24 protein-coding genes are annotated in these 23,957 nt (G+C 74.0%); 2 read left to right on the forward strand and 22 right to left on the reverse strand.

The window, feature by feature from the left end:
• Positions 1 to 148 precede the first annotated feature (148 nt).
• From lgt to hisI, 11 genes are all read right to left on the reverse strand, one after another.
• Positions 149 to 1,132: a prolipoprotein diacylglyceryl transferase gene (gene lgt, locus AC0682_RS22495; protein ID WP_478534823.1), complete on the reverse strand. Its 984-nt coding sequence runs from the start codon at positions 1,130 to 1,132 to the stop codon at positions 149 to 151.
• Positions 1,133 to 1,320: 188 nt separating this feature from the next.
• The gene (locus tag AC0682_RS22500; RefSeq protein ID WP_254812779.1) at positions 1,321 to 2,148 is read right to left on the reverse strand and encodes a DsbA family protein; all 828 of its coding nucleotides are present in this window, start codon (positions 2,146 to 2,148) and stop codon (positions 1,321 to 1,323) included.
• 76 nt (positions 2,149 to 2,224) lie between these two features.
• A complete protein-coding gene (gene trpA / locus AC0682_RS22505) occupies positions 2,225 to 3,037 on the reverse strand; it encodes a tryptophan synthase subunit alpha (protein WP_478534824.1) in 813 nt (270 codons plus the stop codon).
• Positions 3,034 to 4,320, reverse strand: coding sequence for a tryptophan synthase subunit beta (trpB, locus tag AC0682_RS22510; RefSeq protein ID WP_254812777.1), 1,287 nt, complete (start codon positions 4,318 to 4,320; stop codon positions 3,034 to 3,036). The genes trpA and trpB overlap by 4 nt, the downstream gene beginning before the upstream one ends.
• 145 nt (positions 4,321 to 4,465) lie before the next feature.
• Complete coding sequence (trpM, locus tag AC0682_RS22515; RefSeq protein WP_031122030.1) at positions 4,466 to 4,678, reverse strand: tryptophan biosynthesis modulator TrpM; 213 nt, start codon at positions 4,676 to 4,678, stop codon at positions 4,466 to 4,468.
• Between the two features lie 16 nt (positions 4,679 to 4,694).
• Positions 4,695 to 5,504: an indole-3-glycerol phosphate synthase TrpC gene (gene trpC, locus AC0682_RS22520; protein ID WP_254812776.1), complete on the reverse strand. Its 810-nt coding sequence runs from the start codon at positions 5,502 to 5,504 to the stop codon at positions 4,695 to 4,697.
• Between the two features lie 115 nt (positions 5,505 to 5,619).
• Positions 5,620 to 6,204, reverse strand: a complete 585-nt coding sequence (locus tag AC0682_RS22525; protein ID WP_478534866.1) for a DUF2752 domain-containing protein — start codon at positions 6,202 to 6,204, stop codon at positions 5,620 to 5,622.
• Positions 6,205 to 6,295: 91 nt separating this feature from the next.
• Positions 6,296 to 6,547, reverse strand: a complete 252-nt coding sequence (locus tag AC0682_RS22530; RefSeq protein ID WP_478534825.1) for an HGxxPAAW family protein — start codon at positions 6,545 to 6,547, stop codon at positions 6,296 to 6,298.
• A gap of 117 nt (positions 6,548 to 6,664) precedes the next feature.
• Entirely contained in the window at positions 6,665 to 7,492 is an 828-nt protein-coding gene (locus tag AC0682_RS22535) for a TIGR02234 family membrane protein (protein ID WP_478534826.1), read from the reverse strand.
• 23 nt (positions 7,493 to 7,515) lie between these two features.
• Positions 7,516 to 9,009: an anthranilate synthase component I gene (locus tag AC0682_RS22540; RefSeq protein ID WP_478534827.1), complete on the reverse strand. Its 1,494-nt coding sequence runs from the start codon at positions 9,007 to 9,009 to the stop codon at positions 7,516 to 7,518.
• Positions 9,010 to 9,018: 9 nt separating this feature from the next.
• Positions 9,019 to 9,399 (reverse strand): phosphoribosyl-AMP cyclohydrolase, encoded by a 381-nt coding sequence (hisI, locus tag AC0682_RS22545; protein WP_478534828.1) that lies wholly within the window; start codon positions 9,397 to 9,399, stop codon positions 9,019 to 9,021.
• 84 nt (positions 9,400 to 9,483) lie between these two features.
• On the opposite strand from hisI, the gene AC0682_RS22550 reads away from it, so the two are divergent.
• Positions 9,484 to 10,116 carry a TIGR03085 family metal-binding protein gene (locus AC0682_RS22550; RefSeq protein ID WP_478534829.1) on the forward strand — a complete coding sequence of 211 codons (633 nt, stop codon included), beginning with the start codon at positions 9,484 to 9,486 and terminating at the stop codon, positions 10,114 to 10,116.
• Positions 10,117 to 10,124: 8 nt separating this feature from the next.
• Here AC0682_RS22550 and AC0682_RS22555 read toward each other — a convergent pair whose 3' ends face one another.
• From AC0682_RS22555 to hisD, 11 genes are all read right to left on the reverse strand, one after another.
• A complete protein-coding gene (locus AC0682_RS22555) occupies positions 10,125 to 11,555 on the reverse strand; it encodes a PucR family transcriptional regulator (RefSeq protein WP_478534830.1) in 1,431 nt (476 codons plus the stop codon).
• Positions 11,556 to 11,737: 182 nt separating this feature from the next.
• Positions 11,738 to 14,917 carry a LuxR C-terminal-related transcriptional regulator gene (locus AC0682_RS22560; protein WP_478534867.1) on the reverse strand — a complete coding sequence of 1,060 codons (3,180 nt, stop codon included), beginning with the start codon at positions 14,915 to 14,917 and terminating at the stop codon, positions 11,738 to 11,740.
• A 151-nt stretch (positions 14,918 to 15,068) separates the two neighbouring features.
• Positions 15,069 to 15,998 (reverse strand): bis(hydroxyethyl) terephthalate hydrolase, encoded by a 930-nt coding sequence (gene bdeA, locus AC0682_RS22565; protein ID WP_478534831.1) that lies wholly within the window; start codon positions 15,996 to 15,998, stop codon positions 15,069 to 15,071.
• Between the two features lie 365 nt (positions 15,999 to 16,363).
• Positions 16,364 to 17,119: an imidazole glycerol phosphate synthase subunit HisF gene (gene hisF / locus AC0682_RS22570; protein ID WP_478534832.1), complete on the reverse strand. Its 756-nt coding sequence runs from the start codon at positions 17,117 to 17,119 to the stop codon at positions 16,364 to 16,366.
• Entirely contained in the window at positions 17,116 to 17,544 is a 429-nt protein-coding gene (locus tag AC0682_RS22575) for a RidA family protein (RefSeq protein ID WP_254812774.1), read from the reverse strand. Before AC0682_RS22575 ends, hisF begins: the two co-directional genes overlap by 4 nt.
• Entirely contained in the window at positions 17,541 to 18,266 is a 726-nt protein-coding gene (priA, locus tag AC0682_RS22580) for a bifunctional 1-(5-phosphoribosyl)-5-((5-phosphoribosylamino)methylideneamino)imidazole-4-carboxamide isomerase/phosphoribosylanthranilate isomerase PriA (protein WP_019761380.1), read from the reverse strand. Before priA ends, AC0682_RS22575 begins: the two co-directional genes overlap by 4 nt.
• Positions 18,266 to 18,910 (reverse strand): imidazole glycerol phosphate synthase subunit HisH, encoded by a 645-nt coding sequence (hisH, locus tag AC0682_RS22585; protein ID WP_254812773.1) that lies wholly within the window; start codon positions 18,908 to 18,910, stop codon positions 18,266 to 18,268. Before hisH ends, priA begins: the two co-directional genes overlap by 1 nt.
• A 13-nt stretch (positions 18,911 to 18,923) precedes the next feature.
• Complete coding sequence (locus AC0682_RS22590; protein ID WP_018486598.1) at positions 18,924 to 19,091, reverse strand: hypothetical protein; 168 nt, start codon at positions 19,089 to 19,091, stop codon at positions 18,924 to 18,926.
• Positions 19,088 to 19,684: an imidazoleglycerol-phosphate dehydratase HisB gene (hisB, locus tag AC0682_RS22595; RefSeq protein WP_254812772.1), complete on the reverse strand. Its 597-nt coding sequence runs from the start codon at positions 19,682 to 19,684 to the stop codon at positions 19,088 to 19,090. Before hisB ends, AC0682_RS22590 begins: the two co-directional genes overlap by 4 nt.
• Positions 19,681 to 20,811, reverse strand: coding sequence for a histidinol-phosphate transaminase (locus tag AC0682_RS22600; RefSeq protein WP_478534833.1), 1,131 nt, complete (start codon positions 20,809 to 20,811; stop codon positions 19,681 to 19,683). The genes hisB and AC0682_RS22600 overlap by 4 nt, the downstream gene beginning before the upstream one ends.
• Positions 20,808 to 22,130, reverse strand: a complete 1,323-nt coding sequence (hisD, locus tag AC0682_RS22605) for a histidinol dehydrogenase (RefSeq protein WP_478534834.1) — start codon at positions 22,128 to 22,130, stop codon at positions 20,808 to 20,810. Before hisD ends, AC0682_RS22600 begins: the two co-directional genes overlap by 4 nt.
• Positions 22,131 to 22,329: 199 nt before the next feature.
• On the opposite strand from hisD, the gene AC0682_RS22610 reads away from it, so the two are divergent.
• The gene (locus AC0682_RS22610) at positions 22,330 to 23,931 is read left to right on the forward strand and encodes an oxidoreductase (RefSeq protein WP_478534835.1); all 1,602 of its coding nucleotides are present in this window, start codon (positions 22,330 to 22,332) and stop codon (positions 23,929 to 23,931) included.
• Positions 23,932 to 23,957 lie beyond the last annotated feature (26 nt).

The raw sequence follows: 23,957 nt of genomic DNA on the forward strand, positions 1-23,957 counted from the left end.
CCAGACGCTCGCGGCCGGCGGCAACATCCTATTCACCCACCACTCCAACCCCCCCCCCCCCCCCCCCCCCCCCCCCCCCCCCCCCCCCCCCCCCCCCCCCCCGGCGATCGGGAGTGGCGCGGAGTGCGCCGTGCGGCGGCGCGGGAGGTCAGCTCTTGTCGGCGGCTTCGGGAGCGGAGTCCTTCTTCCGCAGCGGGTCGCCGTCGTCGGCGCGGGCCTGCGGCGTGTCCTTCTTCAGCGGGTCCCCGTCCGTGGCGTCAGGGGTGTCCGCTTCCTCGGCGCCGTCCTTCTTCTCGACGGACTCGGCAGCGCTCTCCGGCCTCTCCGGTTCGACGATCTCCTCGCGGCCCGGGCGGAGCCTGGCGGAGATCACGATGTAGGTGACGGCGAGGACGAAGACGATGATCGCGGTCCACACGTTCAGGCGCAGACCCAGGACGTGGTGGGCCTCGTCGACCCGCATGTACTCGATCCAGCCGCGACCGGCGCAGTAGGCCGCGACGTACAGGGCGAAGGCCCGTCCGTGGCCGAGCTTGAAGCGGCGGTCGGCCCAGACGACCAGGAGCGCGACGCCGATGCACCACAGCGACTCGTAGAGGAAGGTCGGGTGGTACGTCCCGGCGACCCGGTTCGGGCCCTCGCTGATCTCCAGAGCCCAGGGCAGGTCGGTCGGCCTGCCGTACAGCTCCTGGTTGAACCAGTTGCCCCAGCGGCCGATGGCCTGGGCGACGGCGATGCCGGGGGCCAGCGCGTCCGCCCAGGCGGGGAGCGGGATGCCACGGCGGCGGCAGCCGATCCAGGCGCCGACCGCGCCGAGCGCGATGGCGCCCCAGATGCCGAGGCCGCCTTCCCAGATCTTGAAGGCGTCGACCCAGTTCCGGCCTTCGCTGAAGTAGAGCTGGTAGTCGGTGATCACGTGGTAGAGCCGGCCGCCGACGAGGCCGAAGGGCACCGCCCAGACGGCGATGTCGGCGACGGTGCCGGCTTTGCCGCCACGGGCGACCCAGCGCTTGTTGCCGATCCAGACGGCGACGAAGACACCGATGATGATGCAGAACGCGTAGCCGCGCAGCGGGATCGGGCCTAGCTCGATCACGCCGGTCGACGGGCTGGGAATGGAGGCAAGGTTCATGACGGGGTCGACGCTACCTTGCCGGGCGGTGGGTACGGCAAGCCGCCCGGCAACGTCCTGGTAACGAGGGCACCGGCACGGGCCCGCCCGCCCGGTGCCCCGGGCGGGCCCCCGTCAGACCCCGGCGGACCCTGCCGACACCGCCGGATCCCAAGGGGCCCCGCCGGCCCCGGCAGGCTCTTCGGCACTCAGGAGGCGGGAGCGGCGGACGGGGTGGCGGTGCCGGGCTTCTTGCCCTTGTTGGCCTCCATGACCCACTTCTTCAGGTTCTCCACGGAGATCTGCTCGTCGCCCTTCTTCGGGAAGATCGACTCGCCGTTGAGGAGCGCGGTCGGGGTGCCCTGGAAGCCGCCCTCACGGAACGCGGTGTCGGACTTCTGGACCCAGCTGTCGTGGGTGCCCTCCTCCACGCAGCTGCGGAACTCCGGCGTGTCGAGCCCCTTCACCTCACCGGCCAGCTCGATCAGCCGGCTGTTCTTGGCGAAGGCGTCGTCGGGCTCGGGGGGCTGGTTGCGGAAGAGCACGTCGTGGTACGGGGCGAACTTGCCGACGTCCTGGGCGCAGGCGGCGGCGTTGGCGGCGCGCAGCGAGCCCTTGCCGCCCAGGTTGCCGTCGATGATCGTGGCCAGGTGGTAGTCCACCTTGAGCCGGCCCGCCTCGACCAGCTCCGTGATGGTGTCCCGGAAGGCGTTCTCGAACTGGGCGCAGACCGGGCAGCGGAAGTCCTCCCAGATCGTGAGCGTGGACGGGGCGTCGGGGGCACCGACGGGGAGGGTCAGGGAGGCCTCGCCGGTGGCTCCCGACGGGGTGATGGCGGGGCCGGAGGCGGTGTCGTCGCCGTCCTTGCCGACGTTGGCCGCGATCAGGCCGATCACGGCGGTCAGCGCCAGCACGCCGACCACGGCGGAGGAGACGATCAGCGTACGGCGGCGCTTCTCGCGGCCCTTGTCCCGCTCGCGCTGCTGGGCCAGGCGCTCACGCGCACTTCGGTTTCCCTCAGGAATCTTGTCGCTCACACCCGCAGCAACGAACCGGGGAGGCACCTGCGCGCCTCCCCGGTCCACAATCCACCCGTTCGGGTGATCCAGCGGCTCAGCGCTTTCGAACGCCTTCGGCCAGCTCGCCCGCGAGCGAGCGGACGGCGTCGAGACCGGCGGTCCCGTCGGGGGCGTCCAGGATGGCCTTGACGAAGGCCGAGCCGACGATCACGCCGTCCGCGAAGCCGGCGACCTCGGCGGCCTGCTCGGCGTTGGAGACCCCGAGGCCGACGCAGACCGGCAGATCGGTGGTGGCGCGGGTGCGCCCCACCAGCTCCTGGGCCTGGGCGCCGACGGAGGCGCGGGTTCCGGTGACGCCCATCAGGGAGGCGGCGTAGACGAAGCCGCTGCCGACCGCCGTGATGGCGGCGAGGCGGGCGTCCTGGCTGCTGGGGGCGACGACGAACACGGTGGCGAGGCCGTGCTTGTCGGCGTGCTCGCGCCACAGCGCGGACTCCTGGACCGGCAGGTCGGGCAGGATGCACCCGGCACCGCCCGCCTCGGCCAGCTCGGCGGTGAAGCGCTCGACTCCGTACCGGTCGATGGGGTTCCAGTACGTCATGACTAGGATCGGGACGCCGGTGGCCTCGTACGCCTCGCGGACCGTCCGCATCACGTCCGCGATCCGGACCCCGCCGCGCAGGGCGATGTCGTCGGCGGTCTGGATGACCGGCCCGTCGAGGACCGGGTCGCTGTGCGGAAGTCCGACCTCCACGACATCCGCGCCGCCCGCGACGACGGCCTTGACCGCCTCGATGCCTCCGTCCACGGTCGGGAAGCCGGCCGGGAGGTAGGCGATCAGCGCGGCCCGGCCCTCCGCCTTCGCGGCGGCCAGGGTGGTGCTCAACAGCTCGATGTTGCCGCTCACTTGGCGTCCCCCACGATCTCGGCGCGGTCGCTGTCCGCGTCCGCCTCCACGGCGGCGTCGGTGTCGTACAGCCCGAAGTAGCGGGCGGCGGTGTCCATGTCCTTGTCGCCCCGGCCGGACAGGTTGACCAGGATCAGCCCGTCCTTGCCCAGCTCCTTGCCGAGGTCCAGGGCTCCGGCGAGCGCGTGGGCGCTCTCGATGGCCGGGATGATCCCCTCGGTGCGCGAGAGCAGGCGCAGGGCCTGCATGGCGGCGTCGTCGGTGACCGCGCGGTACTCACCGCGCCCGATGTCCTTGAGGTAGGAGTGCTCCGGGCCGATGCCGGGGTAGTCCAGCCCGGCGGAGATGGAGTACGGCTCGGTGATCTGGCCCTCGTCGTCCTGGAGGACGTAGGAGCGCGATCCGTGCAGGATGCCCGGCTCCCCCGCCGTCAGGGTCGCCGCGTGCTCGCCGGTCTCCACACCGTGCCCGGCGGGCTCGCAGCCGACCAGGCGGACGTCGGCGTCCGGGATGAAGGCGTGGAAGAGGCCGATGGCGTTGGAGCCGCCGCCGACACAGGCGACCGCCGCGTCGGGGAGGCGGCCGGTGCGCTCCAGGAGCTGGCGGCGGGCCTCGACGCCGATGACCCGGTGGAAGTCGCGGACCATCGCCGGGAAGGGGTGCGGACCCGCGACCGTACCGAAGAGGTAGTGCGTGCGGTCCACGTTGGCGACCCAGTCGCGGAACGCCTCGTTGATGGCGTCCTTCAGCGTCCGCGAGCCGGACTTCACGGCGACGACCTCGGCGCCGAGCATCCGCATCCGGGCCACGTTCAGCGCCTGGCGCCGGGTGTCGATCTCGCCCATGTAGATGGTGCAGTCGAGGCCGAAGAGGGCGCAGGCGGTGGCGGTGGCGACCCCGTGCTGACCGGCCCCGGTCTCCGCGATGACCCGCGTCTTGCCCATGCGCTTGGTGAGGAGCGCCTGGCCCAGCACGTTGTTGATCTTGTGCGAGCCGGTGTGGTTCAGGTCCTCGCGCTTGAGGAAGACCCGGGCACCGCCCGCGTGCTCCGCGAAGCGCGGTACCTCGGTCAGCGCGCTGGGGCGCCCCGTGTAGTTGACCATCAGCTCGTTGAGCTCGGCGGCGAACTCCGGGTCGGACTTGGCCTTGTCGTACTCGACGGCGACCTCGTCCACGGCGGCGACGAGCGCCTCCGGGATGAACTTGCCGCCGTAGGCACCGAAATAGCCCTCGGCGCTGGGGGTCAGACCCTCGGGGTCCGGAACGAAGAACTCGGACGTCATGCGACGTACTCCTTGGCATGGCAACGGGTGGGTTCACCGTATGCGCGGAGCGGCGAGCGCCACCGGGACCGGCCTGCGGTCGCGGTGGTGCGGTCGTACGTACGAGTAAGTGGCGTGGTGCGGTACGTCGTCGGCCGGGGCTCGCCTACAGCGCGGACCCCGGGCGCCATCGCATCCCGTTGACCTGGCCGGGCTCGTCCCCGATCACGTACCGCACGCGCCGCCCGTGGACGCGCCGGGCAGGGGCGCGGCAGCCACGCGGCCTGCACCCGCGCGCCAGCGGGGCGTGCGGGTCCCGGGCCGGAGCCCCGGCGGGGCGCAGGCCCGGCCGGGTGCGGGGCACGGGACGGTCGGTCACGGCTCAGGGCCCCCGGTCAGCCGCGGCCGTGGCGGAGGGCCGGGTGGGCGCCCGCGGCGACCAGGTCCGCGACGGCGGCGCGCGGGTCGCGGCCGGTGACCAGGGACTCCCCGACGAGGACGGCGTCGGCGCCGGCGTTGGCGTACGCGATCAGGTCGTGCGGGCCCCGGACGCCGGACTCGGCGACCTTGACGATGTGGTCGGGGATCTCGGGGCCGACGCGCTCGAAGGTGGAGCGGTCGACCTTGAGGTCCTTCAGGTTGCGCGCGTTGACCCCGATGATCTTGGCTCCGGCGTCCACGGCGCGCTCCACCTCCTCCTCGTCGTGCACCTCGACGAGCGGGGTGAGCCCGATGGACTCGGCGCGCTCGATGAGGGAGACCAGGGCCTGCTGGTCGAGGGCCGCGACGATCAGCAGGACGAGGTCGGCGCCGTAGGCCCGGGCCTCCCACAGCTGGTACGAGGTGACGATGAAGTCCTTGCGCAGGACCGGGATGTCGACTTTGGCGCGGACGGCCTCCAGGTCCGCGAGCGAACCGCCGAAGCGGCGCTCCTCGGTGAGGACCGAGATGACGGACGCGCCGCCCGCCTCGTAGTCCGCGGCGAGGCCGGCGGGGTCCGCGATGGCGGCCAGGGCCCCCTTGGACGGGGACGAGCGCTTGACCTCGCAGATGACGGTGACGCCCTCGCCGCGCAGGGCGGCGACTCCGTCCTTGGCCTGGGGAGCACGGGCCGCGCGCTCCTTCAGCTCGTCGAGGCTGACGCGCGCCTGCCGCTCCGCGAGGTCGGCGCGAACGCCGTCGATGATCTCGTCGAGCACACTCACGCGAGCGGCCCCCTTCCGGGACGGTTGACGGTGAACAGGATCAGCCACACCGATGGTATCCGCAGGAGGCCCCGGGGCCCGCATCCGGCCACGCCGCGTCCCACTACCTGGGCATTCAGGGGGCCAGGGCCGAGCCGAAGGGCAGATTCCGGACGACGGTGAAGATCAGCAGCACGGCTCCGATCCCCCACCACCAGGCGGGTGCCAACCGGATCCGCAGGGGCTGCCCGCGCCAGGCCCGGACCAGCCAGAGCACCCAGAGCGCGGCGAAGAGGAAGTAGCCGGCGGTGGCGACCGCGTTGGCCGAGAAGGCGGCCCCGAGATCGCCGTGGATGAAGGCGTGGGCACTGCGGAGGCCGCCGCAGCCGGGGCAGAAGGTGCTGGTCAGCTTGAGCAGCGGGCAGACGGGGTAGTGGCCGGGCTCGTTGGGGTCGACGGTCCCGACGTACGCGAAGGCACCGGCGACGGCGGCGAGGATGCCGAGAGGGGTGGCGAGGCCCTTCCACCCCGTCCGGGGCCCCTCCCGGTCCGTTCGGGGCCCTTTCACGCCCGGACGGGCTAGTTGCGGGCGGGCCGTGTCCGGAGTCGGGCAGACGGTCAGGGGCATGGTCCGGGGACCGGCACCCTGAGGCGCGGCTTCCGGAGTCGGGTCCGGGCCCGGGGGCTCGGGGGCGGCGGAGGGGGTGGGCGAGGCGTTCACCCGGTGATTGTCGCCGCTCATACGGAAAGGCGCAGCCCCACCGGGACTGCGCCTTGCTGCGTGTCGGCCGCGCGGACGGGCCGGCGGGGTGTCAGTGGGAGACCTGGGCCTCTCCGGCGCGGGCGCGGGCCTCCGCCAGTTCGGCGGACTCCTTCGGCATGCCGAGGCCGGCGAGCTTCATGGCGTAACCGACGATGCCGCCGCCGAAGATGACGGCGATACCGGCCCAGAAGCCGAGCGGGTTGGCCGCGACCATGAAGACGCCTGCGACGCAGAAGCCGATGAAGGAGATGATGACACCGGTCCAGGCGGCCGGGGTGTGTCCGTGGCTGCTGCCCGCCATGAGTTGCTCCTTGTTGGTGTTGCGCTGTGGGTTCGCGGTGTGTGTCGCTGTAGCTGCCGCTCGGAGGACGGCTCGCCTCCATTGTCCCGCACGGGGGCACAGGAGGTGAGCGGGGGGTCACCCGTCGGGTGTGTCCGACCGGTGTCCGGCCGGTGCCCGGCCCGTCGGGTCCTCGCCCCGGTCCAGCGCCTTCCACAGCTCCTCAGGCCGGTCCGGGTCCGGGTCGGTGCGGGGGGCCCTGCGGGGACGTGGGGTGCCGTCGCGTTCGTAGCGGCCGGACATCGTGGGCCAGCGGTCCCCGTAGCGCAGGGCGAGGAGCCCGGCGAGCAGGATCAGCAGGCCGCCGGCAGCGGTGACGTAGGGCCAGGCGGTGTGGGTGAGGGCGTTGATGGTGGCGGCCGTGTCACCCGTGGTGCGGGCGGCCTGCTCGTCGAGGGCCGTGCTGTCGGACGCGCCCGCCCAGGCGCTGACCGTGGCGCCGAGGCCGCTGAGGGCGAGGAGGACGGCCACCGTGCGGCGGCCGACGCCCCGGACGGCGAAGACGGCGAGGAGGGCGGCCAGGCCGACCACGGCCAGGGCGGCCGGGGCGCCGGTGACGTCCCGCCCGTCGGCGGTCAGCGGCAGGGCACCCCCACCGGTGGCCGCCAGGCCCTCGGCCCAGGTCCGGCCGGAGGCCAGCAGGACGACGGTCGCGCCCGCCGCGCCCAGGAGCAGCCCGGCCGCGAGCGACCGTCGGCCGCTTCCGCCGCCCGGGGAGGCGGACGCGACACCGGGAGCCGAGGCGGTCGCGGCGTCCGTGTCCGAGGCCGTTTCCGCGTCCGTGCCGGGAGCGGCCGCCGCTTCGGGCACGGCTGCGGGTTCCGCGTCCGGCGCGGGCGCGGAGGGCGCCTCGGACTCGGGGTCGGCGGTGACGGCGCGGGGCTGGGGTACGGGGGCGGCACTCACGTCATCCACTATCCCTCACGGCCTCACCGGCCGTGGAGCCGGTTGGCGGTATGGACGGCGCGGAGCACGGCGGCGGCCTTGTTGCGGCACTCGTTGTCCTCCGCGACCGGGTCGGAGTCCGCGACGACCCCCGCTCCGGCCTGCACATACGCGGTGCCGTCGCGGAGCAGGGCGGTGCGGATGGCGATGGCGGTGTCGGAGTCCCCGGCGAAGTCGAGGTAGCCGACGCAGCCTCCGTACAGTCCGCGGCGGCTCGGCTCCAGCTCCTCGATGATCTGCATGGCCCGGGGCTTGGGGGCGCCGGAGAGGGTGCCCGCGGGGAAGCAGGCGGTGAGGACGTCGAAGGCGGTGCGGTCCTCGGTGACGCGGCCGGTGACGGTGGAGACGATGTGCATGACGTGTGAGTACCGCTCGATGGACATGAAGTCGACGACCTCCACGCTGCCCGGCTCGCAGACCCGGCCCAGGTCGTTGCGGCCGAGGTCGACGAGCATCAGGTGCTCGGCGCGCTCCTTGGGGTCCGCGAGCAGCTCCTCCGCGAGCGCCTGGTCCTCCTGCGGGGTGGCGCCCCGGTGCCGGGTCCCGGCGATCGGGTGGACCATCGCCCGGCCGCCCTCGACCTTGACCAGGGCCTCGGGGCTGGAGCCGACGACGTCGAACCCGTCGAAGCGGAAGAGGTACATGTACGGGGAGGGGTTGGTGGCCCGCAGCACCCGGTAGACGTCCAGGGCACTCGCCGTGCACGGGGTCTCGAAGCGCTGCGAGGGCACGACCTGGAAGGCCTCGCCGGCCCGGATGCGCTCCTTGATGTCCTCCACGGCCTCCTGGTAGGACGCGCCGCCCCAGAGCGCGGTGTACGGGGGCAGCTCGGAGGGGGGCAGGACGGCGGGGGCGTTCTCGACCGGGCGGCGCAGGTCCCGCTCCATCGCGTCGAGCCGGGCGACGGCGTCCGCGTACGCCTCGTCGACGCCGGTCGAGAGGTCGTTGTGGTTGATCGCGTTGGCGATCAGCTGGACCGTGCCGTTCTGGTGGTCGAGCACGGCGAGGTCCGAGGTGAGGAGCATGGTCAGCTCGGGCAGCTTCAGGTCGTCGCCGCCGTACTCACCGATCTTCTCCAGGCGGCGCACGACGTCGTAGCCGAGGTAGCCGACCATGCCGCCGGTGAACGGGGGCAGCCCCGCGTCCTCGACCAGGTCGCGCGGGGTGTGCAGGGTCTCGACGGTGGCGCGCAGGGCCTCCAGCGGGTCGCCGTCGACGGGGACGCCGACGGGCGGGGTGCCGAGCCAGTGGGCCGCGCCGTCGCGGGCGGTGAGGGTGGCGGCGCTGCGTACGCCGATGAAGGAGTAGCGCGACCAGGTGCGGCCGTTCTCCGCGGACTCCAGCAGGAAGGTGCCGGGGCGCTCGGCGGCGAGCTTGCGGTAGAGGCCGACCGGGGTGTCGCCGTCCGCGAGGAGGCGGCGGCTGACGGGGACGACGCGCCGGTCGACGGCCAGTTTGCGGAAGGTGTCGAGATCCATGGCCGGACCTTAGCTGTCGAGGGGGGTGAGGACGTCGGCGTCGAAGCAGGTGCGGTCGCCGGTGTGGCAGGCGGCGCCGGTCTGGTCGACCTTGACCAGCACGGTGTCGGCGTCGCAGTCCAGGGCGACGGACTTCACCCGCTGGATGTGGCCGGAGGTGTCGCCCTTGACCCAGTACTCCTGGCGGCTGCGCGACCAGTAGGTGCAGCGGCCCGTGGTGAGGGTGCGGTGCAGCGCCTCGTCGTCCATCCAGCCGAGCATCAGCACCTCGCCGGTGTCGTACTGCTGGGCGATGGCCGGGACCAGACCGTCGGCGCCGCGCTTGAGGCGCGCGGCGATGGCGGGGTCGAGGCGGCTGGTGGGCGGCGTGGGGCCGGGCGTGCTGGTCATGGGCCCATTGTGCCGTGGTGGCGGGGGCTCTCCGGGCGGACGTCCACTGGGCGGACCCCGGTCGACGGCCGTACGCTGGCGGGCATGTCGACCCATGCGAAGCGTGAACGTCTCCTGCTGGCCGATCTGTTGGAGGCGGCCGGTCCCGGGGCCCCGACCCTGTGCGAGGGCTGGAAGACCCGTGACCTCGCCGCCCATGTGGTGGTCCGGGAGCGCCGGGCGGACGCGGCGGGCGGGCTGGTGATCGGCGCGCTGAAGAGCCGGCTGGAGCGGGTGCAGGCGGAGTTCGCGGCGAAGCCGTACGAGGAGCTGATCCAGCTGATCCGGACGGGGCCGCCCCGGTTCTCCCCGATGTCCCTCAAGCAGATCGACGAGGCGGCGAACACGGTGGAGTTCTTCATCCACGCGGAGGACGTGCGCCGGGCCCAGCCGGACTGGTCACGGCGCGAGCTGGACCCGGTCTTCGCGGATGTCCTCTGGTCGCACACCGAGAAGAGCGCCCGGCTGCTGGGCCGCCGCTCCCCGGTGGGGCTGGTGCTGCGCCGCCCGGACGGCCGCACGGCGGTGGCCCACAAGGGCGCCCCGGTGGTGACGGTGACCGGGGAGCCCTCGGAGCTGCTGCTGTTCGCGTTCGGCCGGCAGGACGCGGCGGATGTGCAGGTGGAGGGCGAGAAGGAGGCGGTGGACCGGCTGCACCGCTCGGAGCTGGGGATGTAGGGCTTGCCTCACGTTCCCAGGAGCCGCCGGGCGGCCAGGGCGAGGGAGACCTCGACGGCGTCCCGGGGGCGGGTGAGGCAGCGGCCCGTGAGCTGTTCGAAGCGGCGGAGCCGGTTGAGGACGGTGTTGCGGTGGCAGTAGAGCCGCGCGCTCGCCCGCTGGGCCGAGCCGTCCGCGTCGAGCCAGGCCGTCAGGGTCTCCAGGATGACGTCCCGGTCCGAGGGGTCGAGCCGCTCCAGGGGCCCGAGCACCCGGGCGGCGAGGGCGGAGCCGAGGGCCGGGGAGGAGACGACCAGGGCGTCCGGGAGGTGCTCGTCGAGCACGACCGTGCCCCCGGAGAGCGGACAGGCCCGCAGCGCGGTCTCCGCCAGCCGCCGGGCGTCCCCGAGCGCGGCCAGCCCGTCGACGGCGGAGCCGATCCCCGCCCGGGTCCCGTCCGGGGCGTCCAGGGCGGCGGCGACGGCGTGCAGCTCGCCCGGGGCGCCGGTGAGCCGGAGGATGGCGAACTCGGCGTCGGGGCCGGTGTGCCAGAGGGGGGCGGTGGGGGCCGTGCCGGGGAGCGGGGGTGTCCCCGGGCGGGCGTCCGGTCCCGCGTGCGGGAGGGGGGCGGCGCCGGGGAGCCCAGGGGGTCCGTCCGGCTCCTTCGGAGCGGTGTCCGGCAGGGCGGACGGCAGGCTCAGCGCCGGCCGGGCCCCCGGCCGCGGCCCCGGAGCCGGACCCGACTGCGGCTGCTGGGGGCCGCCGCGCCGTACGGAAGCCACCGCGAGCACCGCGTACCGCCCCTGTTCCGGCAGGCCCAGCATGGCCGCCGCGTCGCTGAGGTCCGCGATCCGGGCACTCCCGTCGAGCAGCGCCGCGATCACCAGCCGCTGCCGGTTCTCCCGCTGCCAGGTCAGCCGGCGCTCGGCCTGCCGGTAGGCGTCCGCGACGATGCCGCAGTGCTCGTCGACGAAGTTCCACACATCGGTGGCGACATGGACGAGCAGCCGTACGTCGTCGGGGTCGCGGCGGGCCGTCTCCTCCACCAGGTCCTGCCAGACCATCGCGCCGCCCATGCGGAAGGCGTGGAGGACCGCGTCGAGGGGGACGCCCTGTCCGGCGCGGATCTCACCGATCCAGCGGGAGGTGCGGTGGGCGGCGTCGCGGAACTCCTTGGGCTGGAGCAGCGAGCCGACGTTGTGGCGCAGGGAGTGGTGGACCTCCTGCCAGACCTCGGACCTGTCGGCGTCGATGGCCGCCCGGTAGCCGGGCTCCTGTTCGTACAGGGCCTCCACGAGCCGGTCGGTGAGGGCCGGGAGCGAGGCCACGAGGACCCGGGCGGCCCGGTGCAGCACCTCGACGGCTTCGCGGTCGGCCAGGGAACGGAAGCGCTGGGGCAACGGCGTCGCGTGGTGCGTGCCGTGCAGCGCCGCGAACCGCGGACGGACGAGCTGGGGCATGGCGGCCTCCACCGGAGATCGGCCGGCCGCGCGAACGGCCGGCTCGGAGCACCCGGCCCGGCGGGGCGCGGGCGCGGCCGGGCGATCCTGACGCCCGCAGAATGGCATACCGCCCGGTCGGTACCTAGGGGTCTGCGCGGAACTTGTCATCACGGTCTCGCAACCACCGGTCCACCCGCCGGTCACGGGCTCTGCGGGCCGAGCAGCCGGGCCAGTTCGGTTCGGGAGCGGATGGAGAGGGCGGCGAAGACGTTGCGGAGGTGGTGGTCGACCGTGCGCGGGCTGAGCGAGAGCCGGAGGGCGACCTCGCGGTTGGTGGCCCCTTCGGCGACGCACCGGGCGATGCGCTGCTGCTGCGGGGTGAGCGCGGCGAGCACCCCGTCGCCGCCCGTGTCCCGTGCCGCCCCGAGGACCGGCTCCCCCGCCGCCCGCAACTCCCCGCCCGCCCGCTCGGCCCAGGCGCGGGCCGAGCAGCGCTGGAAGGCGACGAGGGCGTCGCGCAGCGGGGTGCGGGCCTCGCGGGTACGCCGACGGCGGCGCAGCCACTGCCCGTACAGGAGCAGGGTGCGGGCCCGCTCGAAGTCGCCGCCCGCCCGTTCGTGGTGGGCCAGGGCCTCCCCGTACCGGGCGTCGGCCTCCTCGGCGGGGGCCAGCAGGGCGCGGCAGCGGGCGAGCTGGGCGGGGGCCTGGGGATCGGCGGTCCGATCAGCCCATCCGGCGAACTCGTCCACGACGGGGAGGAGTTCACCACCCCGCCCACCGAGGGTGACGGCCTCGACGTAACAGGGCACGGCGAGCATCCGGGCGGCGAAGTGGCCCTGCCGGGGCCCGGGGCGTACGAGCGGACCGAGCCGGGCGGCGGCCTCCTCGGGCCGTCCGGCGGCCAGGTCGGCGCGGGCCCGGGCCCAGGTGGCGAGGGTCGCGGGCTGGGTGAGCCCGTGCGGTACGGCACCGGCCAGCGCGGCCTCGCAGTGGGCGGCACAGGCCTCGGCGGGCCCTTCCACGGAGGCGGCGAGGGCCAGGACGGCGTGGAGGGGGACGGAGCTGTTGGGCTGCCCGGTCCGCCGGGCGGCGTGCAGCCCCTCCAGGGCATGGGCCCGGGCCGCCGCGTGCAGCCCGGCCCGCAGCTCGGCGTAGGCGAGGTGCTCCAGAGCCTGCGGCAGCAACGCCTCAGGCCCCCGGGTCCGTACGGCCCCGAGCGCCCGCGCCCCGATACGGCAGGCGGCGGCCACCTCCCCGAGGACGAGCGCGGCGACCCCGGCCCGGAGGAGACCGGCGGGGTCGCCGGTACCGTCCAGGTCGAGGCACCGCCGGAGCAGGGCGTGGCCCTCGGCGGTCCGCCCGGCGAGCACGGCGCACATCCCCGCCCGGTAGGAGGCGAAGGCGTCGCCGTACGGGACGGGGTCGACGCGCCCCATGGCCTCCAGGTACCCGACCGCGTCCCCCCGCACCCAGGCGGCCTCGGCGGCCCCGAGGAGCGCGCCGATCGCCCGGCCGGGATCGAGCGGCCCGAGCAGCGCGGCGGCGGCGAGCAGAGCTTCGTACGCGTCGACGGCGGGGCCGGTACGCAGGGCGAGGAGGCCGTGGACGTAGGGAACGAGGGCGGTCCCCGGGCCGGCCGCGGTGGGGGCGTGGGGGTGGACGGGAGCGGGTGCCCGGTCGGGAATGGGGCCCGGGGCCTGGTAGGGCGCCAGACGGCCGGCCCCCGGTCCCGACGCGGGCATCCGAGCGGGGGCGCGGTCGGGCGCGGGCGTCTGGTCGAGGGGAGGCGTCGATGCCCGGTCCGGCGCGGGGCGGCCGGGTGCCGGTTCCCGGCCGGGCTCGGCGGTCGGGCGCGGGCCGCCTGCGGGCCCACCTCCGTGGGCGCGTGCCGGCACCCGGACTGACGCCGGGCGGCCGGGCTCGGGAGCGCGCCCTCCCCCTCTCGTCGCAGGCGCGGGGGCGTGGGCGGGCTGCGATTCCGTCGGGGCGGCGATGCGGGCCAGGAGGGCGCGGGCCCGGTCCGGCGTGCCTGCGAGGGCTGCCTGTTCCGCGGCGACGGCGAGGCGGGCCGTACGCAGAAGCGGGTCGGAGGTGAGCGTGGCGGCACGGGCCAGGGCCGAGGCGCGTTCGGCGTGCGGGTACGGGGCGGTGGCCGCCGCCTCCAGCCGGGCGGCCAGCGCCTCGTCGGGGCCCGGCGCGGCACAGGCCCGCTGGACGAGGGCGGCGAGCGGGGCGGCGCGGCCGACGGCCCGAGAGGAGGCCGGGCGGGTATCGGCCCCCGCCGGTCGGGCGGCCGTCCCCGCCGGGCACGCATCCGTCCCCGCCGGGCGCGCATCCGGTGTCCCCGTGCGGTCCGCCGTCTCCTCCAGCAGGGCTGCGAGCAGTTCGTGGGCGGCGCGGCGGCGGGAAGGGGGCGCGTGGTGCAGGAGGGCACGGGCGGCCAGTGGCGGGGTGACATGGGCGCGGCTGCCTGAGCGTTGGAGCAGGCCCCCGGTCGCGGACGGGCCGAACAGGGCCTCGTCCAGGAAGTCCCGGGGCAGCCCCGCCCGGGTGCCGGCGCGCAGGAGGAGCAGCGCGTCCGCGCCCGTGCCGGCGGGCTCGTGTTCCTGGGCGGCGGCCGCCAGCAGGAGCAGGACGCGGGTGTGCGCCGGGAGCGCGTTCAGGCGGTACGCGTATGCCTGAAGCACGCCCTCGGCGCCGGGCAGCGGACAGGGCAGCGGGGCGCGGCCGGTGAGCTGGTCGGGGGTGAGGCGGTGGGTGAGCCCGGTGAGCAGGCCGGGGTTGCCCGCCGCCTCCCGGAGCAGCTCGGCGCGGACGACCGGGTCGAGTACCCCCGTACCGGTGTACGGGTCCGTTGCGGCTCCGGCAGGCCGGTCCAGGATTGCGGCCGACGCCAGCCGGTCCAGGAGGGCCGCCGACGCCTCCTCGTCCAGGGGACCGAGGCGGAGGGCGGGCAGCCCGGGGAGGGCGGGGCCGTCGTCGGTGGCGATCAGGAGCGTGATCGGGCTGCCCGCGCCGAGGCGGCGGGCCGTCTGGCCGAGGGCGGCGCGGCATGCCGGGTCCCAGGCGTGTGCGTCGTCCGCGCAGACCAGCAGCGGCCGTCCGGCGGCCCGTTCACGGAGCCGGGCGAGCAGGGCGTCGGGGGTCGGTGGATCGGTCCCGGCGGACGGGACCGCGAGGGCGTGCGGGCCGTCCGCGTACAGCACCGGGCCGTACGGGCGGTGGGCGGCGGCCGCCTCGCGCAGCAGGGCCGTACGGCCGAGGCCGGGGGGCGCCGCCAGCACCAGCGCACCGCCGTCGCCCTGTCGCAGCCGGGCCGACATGCCGTACAGGACGGCCAGTTCACCGCTGCGGCCGTACAGCCGGAGCGGACTGTGCACGGTCGTCGATGAGGTCACGTCGGCACGGTAGGGGCGGGGCAGCCGGGCGCGGAAGGTGCGCGTCCCGCCGCCCCGCCAGGGCGGTGCGGGCTCCCAGCCCGGCGGCTCCGGCGCTGTGCGCGGGCACAGTGCCGAAGCCGCCGGGGACGGTCTACGACGTGTGCGGGCAGGTGCCCCGGTACTCCGCGATGGTGAGGCTCGGGCTCGGGATCGGGCAGAGGAACTGCTCGTAGCGGGTGTCGTTGTCGATGAAGCGCTTCAGCCACGAAATGCTGTACTTCGCGATCGTGGTGTTGGAGGTGTTCGGTGTGAAGTGCGAGGCGCCCCGCAGCTCCAGGTACGCCTTGTCCAGCGAGTCGGGCAGCGACGCGTAGAACGGCTTCGAGTGGGTGGCGACCGGGGCGACCGAGTCGCCGTCCGCCCCCACCACCAGGGTGGGCGTGCGCAGTTCGGGCCAGGTCTTGTCGGTGTTCCAGCCGGTCAGCGGGATCGCCGCCTTCAGGGACGTACGGCTCTTGGCGGCTTCGAGGGAGCCACCGCCGCCCATCGAGTGGCCCATCACGCCGAGCCGGGTCGCGTCGACCCGGGTCCGTACCGAGCTGCGCTGGGTCAGGTAGTCGAGCGCGGCCAGGAGTTGGCGGCCCCGGCTGTCGGGCTGGTCGAGCGTGGTGTTGGTGTCGATGGTGAAGACCACGAAGCCCTGCGAGGCCAGGCGCGGGCCGAGCCAGGCGATGGAGGACTGGTAGGCGGTGAAGCCGGGCGAGATGACGACCGCGCCGAAGGTGCCGTCGGCGGTGGAGGTCGGGTAGTAGATGGTGCCGCCGCCGAAGCCGCTCGCGACGAGCGAGGGGACGGAGGTCTGGGAGGTGGCGTACGGGCCGCGGCTCGCCTCGATGGAGGCGTTGGTGGGGGCGGGGCCGCGCTCGTGGGGGTTGGCGGCGGCGGACGCCTGGGCACCGGGTGCCAGGGCCGTCAGCAGGAGGCCTGCGGTGGCCGCGGCGGAGGCCAGCAGGCCCGTCAGCGTACGGGAGCGGCTCGGGCGCGGGGGGTGCTGGCGTGAGGGGAGGAGGTGCTGCTGCACGGTGGGGGTCCTCTCGGTGGTGGCGGAACCACACCACGCGAGCCCCACGAGCCCGTCGTCCGGGGGCTGTCGGGGCGCACCGCGTGGCTGCCGACGCCGTTTCGTCGGCGGTCGCCACTCTCACGCCGCACCCCGTGCACGCGCATCGGCGGTATCACCGGTTCCCCGGGCACCGCTCGGCTGCCGCATCGGTGCCTGCCGGGCCTCTCACCGCAAAGGCGCTGATAACGCCCCGCCGACCGCCGTCCAGGGCGGGACGGGCCGCCTTGACGACGTCGTGGGCGTCGGCCCCGTGCACCGCCGACCTGTGCACGGGGCCCCGAGTGAAAGAGGTGCGGGCTGACCGGTCATACCGCCGAACGGCGTCAGCGGACCGGGTGGCCCGCCTCCCGCAGCGCGTCCTTGACCTCGGAGATCCGCAGGTCGCCGAAGTGGAACACCGACGCGGCCAGCACCGCGTCCGCGCCCGCCTCGACGGCGGGGGCGAAGTCGGCGAGGCGGCCCGCGCCGCCGGAGGCGATGACGGGGACGGTGACGTGCTTGCGCACCGCCTCGATCATCTCGGTGTCGTAGCCGTCCTTCGTGCCGTCCGCGTCCATCGAGTTGAGCAGGATCTCGCCCGCGCCCAGCTCGGCGGCGCGGTGGGCCCACTCGACGGCGTCGATGCCGGTGCCCCTGCGGCCGCCGTGGGTGGTGACCTCGAAGGTGCCCTCCGGGGTGCGGCGGGCGTCGACCGAGAGCACCAGGACCTGGCGGCCGAAGCGTTCGGCGATCTCCCGGATGAGGTCGGGGCGGGCGATGGCGGCGGTGTTGACGCCGACCTTGTCCGCCCCGGCGCGCAGCAGCTTGTCCACGTCGTCGGGGGTGCGGACGCCGCCGCCCACCGTGAGCGGGATGAAGACCTGCTCTGCCGTGCGGCGGACCACGTCGTACGTCGTCTCGCGGTCGCCGCTGGAGGCGGTGATGTCGAGGAAGGTGAGCTCGTCGGCGCCCTCGGCGTCGTACAGCTTGGCCATCTCGACGGGGTCGCCCGCGTCCCGCAGGTTCTGGAAGTTGACGCCCTTGACGACCCGGCCGTTGTCGACGTCCAGGCAGGGGATGACCCGTACGGCCAGGGTCACTTCGCACCTCCTCGGTAGGCCTCGACCTCGACCTCGACGACCAGGCTCGGGTCCACGAACCCGGACACGATGATCATCGTGGCGGCGGGGCGTACGGCGTCGAACAGCTCCTTGTGGGCGCGGCCGATGTCGTCCACGTCCCGGGCGTGGGTGATGTACATCCGGGTGCGGACGACGTCCTCGCGGCCCAGGCCCACCTGCTCCAGGGCCGCGAAGGCGACGCCGAATGCGGTGACCGCCTGCTCGTACGGGGAGCCCGCGGAGATCTGGCCGTTCACCACGGAGGTGCAGCCGGCCACCAGGACGAGGCCGCCCGGGAGTTCGACCGCGCGGGAGTAGCCGAACTTCTCCTCCCAGGGGGCGCCGGTGGAGATCCGGCGCACACCGGTGGCAGAGGAGGCGGGGACGGAAGCGGCGTCCGTCATACGGCGACCGCCTTCAGCGCCTCTTCCAGCGTGAACGCCTTCGCGTACAGCGCCTTGCCCACGATCGCGCCCTCGACGCCTTCGGGGACGAGGAGGGAGATCGCCCGGAGGTCGTCCAGGGACGAGACCCCGCCGGAGGCGACGACCGGGCGGTCGGTGACGGCGCAGACGTCCCGCAGGAGGCCCAGGTTGGGGCCCTGGAGGGTGCCGTCCTTGGCGATGTCGGTGACGACGTACCGCGCGCAGCCCTCGGCGTCGAGGCGGGCCAGCGTCTCGTAGAGGTCGCCGCCGTCGCGGGTCCAGCCCCGGCCGCGCAGGGTGGTGCCCCGGACGTCGAGACCGACGGCGATCTTGTCGCCGTGCTCCGCGATGACCTTGGCGACCCACTCCGGGGACTCCAGGGCGGCGGTGCCGAGGTTGACCCGGCGGCAGCCTGTGGCGAGGGCGGCCTCCAGCGAGGCGTCGTCGCGGATGCCGCCGGACAGCTCGACCTTGATGTCCATGGCGCCGGTGACCTCGGCGATCACGTCCCGGTTGTCCCCGGTGCCGAAGGCGGCGTCCAGGTCGACGAGGTGCAGCCACTCGGCCCCGGCGGACTGCCAGGCGAGGGCGGCCTCCAGCGGGGAGCCGTAGGAGGTCTCGGAGCCGGACTCGCCGTGGACGAGGCGGACGGCCTGGCCGTCACGGACGTCGACGGCAGGGAGCAGTTCAAGCTTCGGCATTACAGCGTCTCGATCCAGTTGGTCAGCAGCTGGGCGCCGGCATCGCCGGACTTCTCGGGGTGGAACTGGGTGGCCCACAGCGCGCCGTTCTCCACGGCGGCCACGAACCGTTCGCCGTGCGTGGCCCAGGTGACCTTGGGAGCACGGATCTTGGCGTTGGTGACTTCGAGGGACCAGTCGTGCGCCGCGTAGGAGTGCACGAAGTAGAAGCGGGCCTCGGGGTCCAGGCCCGCGAAGAGCCGGGAGTCCTCGGGGGCCTGGACCGTGTTCCACCCCATGTGCGGGACGACGTCGGCCTTCAGGGGGCCGACCGTACCGGGCCATTCGTCCAGGCCCTCGGTCTCCACGCCGTGCTCGATCCCCTTCTCGAAGAGGATCTGCATCCCGACGCAGATCCCCATCACGGGGCGGCCGCCGGAGAGCCGGCGGCCGACGACCCAGTCGCCACGGGCCCGCTTCAGCCCCTCCATGCAGGCGGAGAAGGCGCCGACGCCGGGGACGAGCAGGCCGTCGGCGGCCATCGCGCGGTCGTAGTCGCGGGTGATCTCGACGTCCGCGCCGACGTGGGCTAGGGCGCGCTCGGCGGAGCGGACGTTGCCGAAGCCGTAGTCGAAGACGACGACCTTCTTCTTGTTCTCACTCATGACGTATCCGCTCCTAGTCCCACAGGCCCTGGATCCGCAGGATGCCCGCCACCAGGCACATCACGGAGCCGATGGACAGCAGCACGATGACGCCCTTGGGCATCCCCTGCTTCGAGAAGGAGTAGACGCCCCCGGCCAGGAAGAGGCCGACGACGATCAGGAGGGTGCTGAGGCCGGTCACAGGGCGCCCTTCGTGGAGGGCAGGATGCCGGCGGCGCGCGGGTCGCGCTCGGAGGCGTACCGCAGGGCGCGGGCGAGCGCCTTGAACTGGCACTCCACGATGTGGTGGGCGTTGCGCCCGTACGGGACGTGGATGTGCAGGGCCACCTGGGCCTGGGCGACGAAGGACTCGAAGATGTGCCGGGTCATCGTCGTGTCGTAGGCCCCGATCATCGGGGCCATGTTCTCCGGCTCGGTGTGCACCAGGTAGGGGCGGCCGGAGAGGTCGACGGTGACCTGGGCGAGCGACTCGTCCAGGGGGACGGTGCAGTTGCCGAAGCGGTAGATGCCGACCTTGTCGCCGAGGGCCTGCCTGAAGGCGGCGCCGAGCGCGAGGGCGGTGTCCTCGATGGTGTGGTGGGTGTCGATGTGCAGGTCGCCCTCGGTCTTGACGGTGAGGTCGAAGAGGCCGTGGCGGCCGAGCTGGTCGAGCATGTGGTCGTAGAAGCCGACCCCGGTGGCGACGTCGACCTTTCCGCTGCCGTCGAGGTCGATCTCGACCAGCACGGACGTTTCCTTGGTGGTGCGTTCCACGCGGCCTACGCGGGGGCTCATGCGTCGTGCTCCTTCTTGAGTTCGCGTACCGCATCGAGGAACGCGTCGTTCTCGGCCGGGGTTCCTGCGGTGACCCGCAGCCAGCCCGGTACGCCGTTGTCCCGGACCAGGACGCCCCGGTCGAGGATCCGCTGCCAGACGGCGTGGCTGTCGTCGAAGCGGCCGAACTGGACGAAGTTGGCGTCCGAATCGGTGACCTCGTAGCCGATGGCCCGCAGCTCGGCCACCAGCCGGTCGCGCTCGCTCTTGAGCTGCGCGACGTACCCCAGCAGCGTATCGGTGTGCTCCAGGGCGGCGAGCGCGGTGGCCTGGGTGACGGAGGAGAGGTGGTACGGCAGCCGCACCAGCTGGACGGCGTCGACCACGGCCGGGTCGGCGGCGAGGTAGCCCAGGCGCAGCCCGGCCGCGCCGAACGCCTTGGACATGGTCCGCGAGACGATCAGGTTGCGGCGGCCCTCGATCAGCGGGAGCAGCGAGGGGCGGTGGCTGAACTCGCCGTACGCCTCGTCGACGACGACGATCGAAGGACCGGCGGCCTGCGCGGCGTCGTAGAGGGCGAGGACCGTCTCGGCGTCGACGGCGGTGCCGGTGGGGTTGTTGGGCGAGGTGATGAAGACGACCTCGGGGCGGTGCTCGGCGACGGCGGCGCGAGCGGCCTCCACATCGATGGTGAAGTCCGCCGAGCGCGGTCCGGAGATCCAGCCGGTGCCGGTGCCCCGCGAGATCAGCGCGTGCATCGAGTACGAGGGTTCGAAGCCGATCGCGGTGCGGCCGGGCCCGCCGAAGGTCTGGAGCAGCTGCTGGAGCACCTCGTTGGAGCCGTTGGCGGCCCACACGTTGGCAGCCGTCACCTCGTGCCCGGCGGTCCGCGTGAGATAGCGGGCCAGCTCGGTGCGCAGCTCGACGGCGTCCCGGTCGGGGTAGCGGTTGAGGTCGCGGGCGGCCTCGCGGACCCGCTCCGCGATGCGGTCGACCAGGGCCTCGGGGAGCGGGTACGGGTTCTCGTTGGTGTTGAGGCGTACGGGGACGTCGAGCTGGGGCGCCCCGTACGGGGACTTGCCCCGCAGCTCGTCCCGGATGGGGAGCCCGTCCCAGGGGTTGCGGGGGGAGGTGCTGCCGTTCGTCACTGCTGGGGGACCTTCCATCCGAACCTTGCCTTGAGCGCGGCGCCGTGGGCGGGGAGGTCCTCCGCCTCGGCGAGGGTCACCACATGGTGGGTGACCTCGGCGAGCGCGTCGCGGCTGTAGTCGACGATGTGGATGCCGCGCAGGAAGGACTGCACGGAGAGGCCCGAGGAGTGGCAGGCGCAGCCGCCGGTGGGCAGGACGTGGTTGGAGCCGGCGCAGTAGTCGCCCAGCGAGACGGGGGCCCAGGGGCCGACGAAGATCGCTCCGGCGTTGCGGACCCGGTCGGCCACGGCGGCGGCGTCGGCGGTCTGGATCTCCAGGTGCTCGGCACCGTACGCGTCGACGACCTTGAGGCCGTCCTCCACCGAGGAGACCAGGACGATCGCGGACTGGCGGCCGGCCAGCGCGGGCTCGACGCGGTCCTTGACGTGCTTGGTGGCGGCGACCTGGGGGACCAGCTCCGCGGCGGTGGCGGCGGCCAGCTCCTCGGAGTCGGTGACCAGGACGGCGGCGGCCATCGGGTCGTGCTCGGCCTGGCTGATCAGGTCGGCGGCGACGTGCACCGGGTCGGCGGTGGCGTCGGCGAGGATCGCGATCTCGGTGGGCCCGGCCTCGGCGTCGATGCCGATACGGCCCTTGAGGAGGCGCTTGGCGGCGGCCACGTAGATGTTGCCGGGGCCGGTGACCAGGTTGACCGGGGCGCAGTCCTCGGTGCCGTACGCGAACATCGCGACGGCCTGGGCGCCGCCCGCCGCGTACACCTCGTCGACGCCGAGCAGGGCGCAGGCGGCGAGGATCGTGGGGTGCGGGAGGCCGTCGAAGTCCTTCTGCGGCGGGGAGGCGACGGCGACGCCCTCGACACCCGCCTCCTGGGCCGGGACGACGTTCATCACGACGGAGGAGGGGTAGACCGAGCGGCCGCCGGGGACGTAGAGCCCGACGCGCTCGACGGGGACCCACTTCTCGGTGACGGTGCCGCCGGGGACGACCTGGGTGGTGTGCGTGGTGCGGCGCTGCTCGCGGTGGACGAGGCGGGCGCGGCGGATCGACTCCTCCAGCGCTGCGCGGACGGCCGGGTCCAGTTCCTCCAGGGCCCTGGTCAGCGCCTGGGCGGGCACCCGGACCGTCGAGATCCGGACACCGTCGAACTTCTCCCCCCACTCGATCACTGCCGCGGAGCCACGATGGCGTACGTCCTCGCAGATGGGCCGCACCGTCTCCAGGGCGGCTTCCACGTCGAACTCGGCACGGGGCAGCAGGTCGCGCAGGGCCGCACCCTCGGGGAGGGTGTCGCCGCGCAGATCGATTCGAGAGATCACACGGCAATTCTCGCAGACCGCTCCGGACGCCCGGTCGCCCGTATCACTGGCTGATACATGCCGTGGCCGCACCCGGCCGCGTGGGGCCCGGTCCCGGCGGTATCCGGCCATGCCCGCTGTCACTGCTGACCGAGAGCTTTCACGTCGTCACGCAGAGGGAATGACACCACTACAGCATGGGCGCACGGAGGGAGCGGCCGTGACCGAGCCGCACGAAGGCGACATCCCGGACGGCCTCAGCGCAGCGGAGCTGGGCATGTGGCAGTCCTTCCGCAACGGGACCACCTATGACTTACGCACCTACGACCCCGCCCGCAACGATCCGTTCGCCCGGCACGCCTGGGGTCCCGAGCGGAGTGTCGGCGCGCGGACGGTGGCGCGGCTGCTGCTGAGCGGACCCCCGGCGCGGCCGGGCCGGGTGGCGGCGCTGAAGCTCCGCGGGGTGCGGATCACCGGGAAGCTGGATCTCGCGGGCGGGCGGGTATCGCCGTACGTGGAGCTGACGGGGTGCCGGTTCGAGCAGGAGGTGGTGCTGCCGGAGTGCCACTTCACGACGTTGCGGATGGTGGGGTGCCTGCTGCCCCGACTGGAGGCGGCGCGGCTGCACACGGAGGGCGATCTGCATCTGCCGCGCTGCCGGATCGACCGGGGCATCCGGCTCACGGACGCGCAGATCGGCACGGATCTGCTGATCAACCAGGTGAGCCTGGGGCCCGACCGGCACGGCCGGGCCTTCGTCGGCGACGGCATGTCGGTGGCCCAGGACCTCCAGGCCGAAATGGTCGAGACGCATGGCGAGCTGAGCCTGCGCGGGGCGAAGGTGGGCGGCTCGCTGAGCCTGCGCGGCAGTCGGCTGCGGGCGGCGGAGGACCGGCGCGCGCTCAACGCGCCCCAGCTGACGGTGGAGCGCACGCTCTACATGACCGAGGCGTGGGTGAGCATCGAGACGGGGAACCAGGGCACGACTCCCCCGTACGGCGTGGTCTACGCCCCGACCCCGGCGCGTGGAACCCGGTCGCAGATCTTCGAGTGCAAGGGCGGGGTGCGGCTGGACGACGGGCGGTTCGGGGACGCGGTGGACCTTCACAAGGCCCGGTTCGCGATGACCCGGCAGGAGGAGCTGTCCCTGCGCCGGATCGTCACGCCGGAGCTGCGGTTCAACGCGGAGCGCCCGGAGGAGGGGCGGGTCGTGCTGAACGGGGCGAAGGTGGTGACGCTGGTCGACCTGTCCACCAGCTGGCCGGGACCTGGCGGGCTGGCGATGGGCGGTTTCGTCTACGAGAACCTCGTTCCCTACGGCCACTTCCCGCTCTCGCGGCGGCTGGAGTGGGTGTCGGCGGCGACCCCGGAGTACGTCCCCGAGCCGTACGAGCGCCTCGCGACGGTGCTGCGCAGCAGCGGCGAGGACGCGGACGCCCGGGAGGTGCTGCTGGCCAAGCAGCGGCGCCGCCGGGAGACGCTGCCGTCGGCCGCGAAGGCGTGGGGGTTCCTCCAGGACTGGACGGTGGCGTACGGGTACCGGCCGGGCCGGGCGGCGGTCTGGATGGCGGTCCTGTGGGCGGCGGGGACGGCGGCGTTCTCCCGGTACGACCCGGCGCCGATCAAGGACGACGAGTCACCGCTGTGGAACCCGGCGCTCTACGCGCTGGACCTCCTGATCCCGGTGATCAACCTCGGCCAGGAGGGCTACTGGCGGATGGAGGGCGGCTGGCAGTGGGCGGCGGCCGGGCTGGTACTGGTGGGGTGGATACTGGCCACGACGGTGGCCACCGGGGCCTCACGGCTGCTGCGCAGGAGCTGACCGAGGGGTCGGCGTGAACCGGGCCG

It is taken from the genome of Streptomyces sp. NPDC043746 (assembly GCF_056436485.1).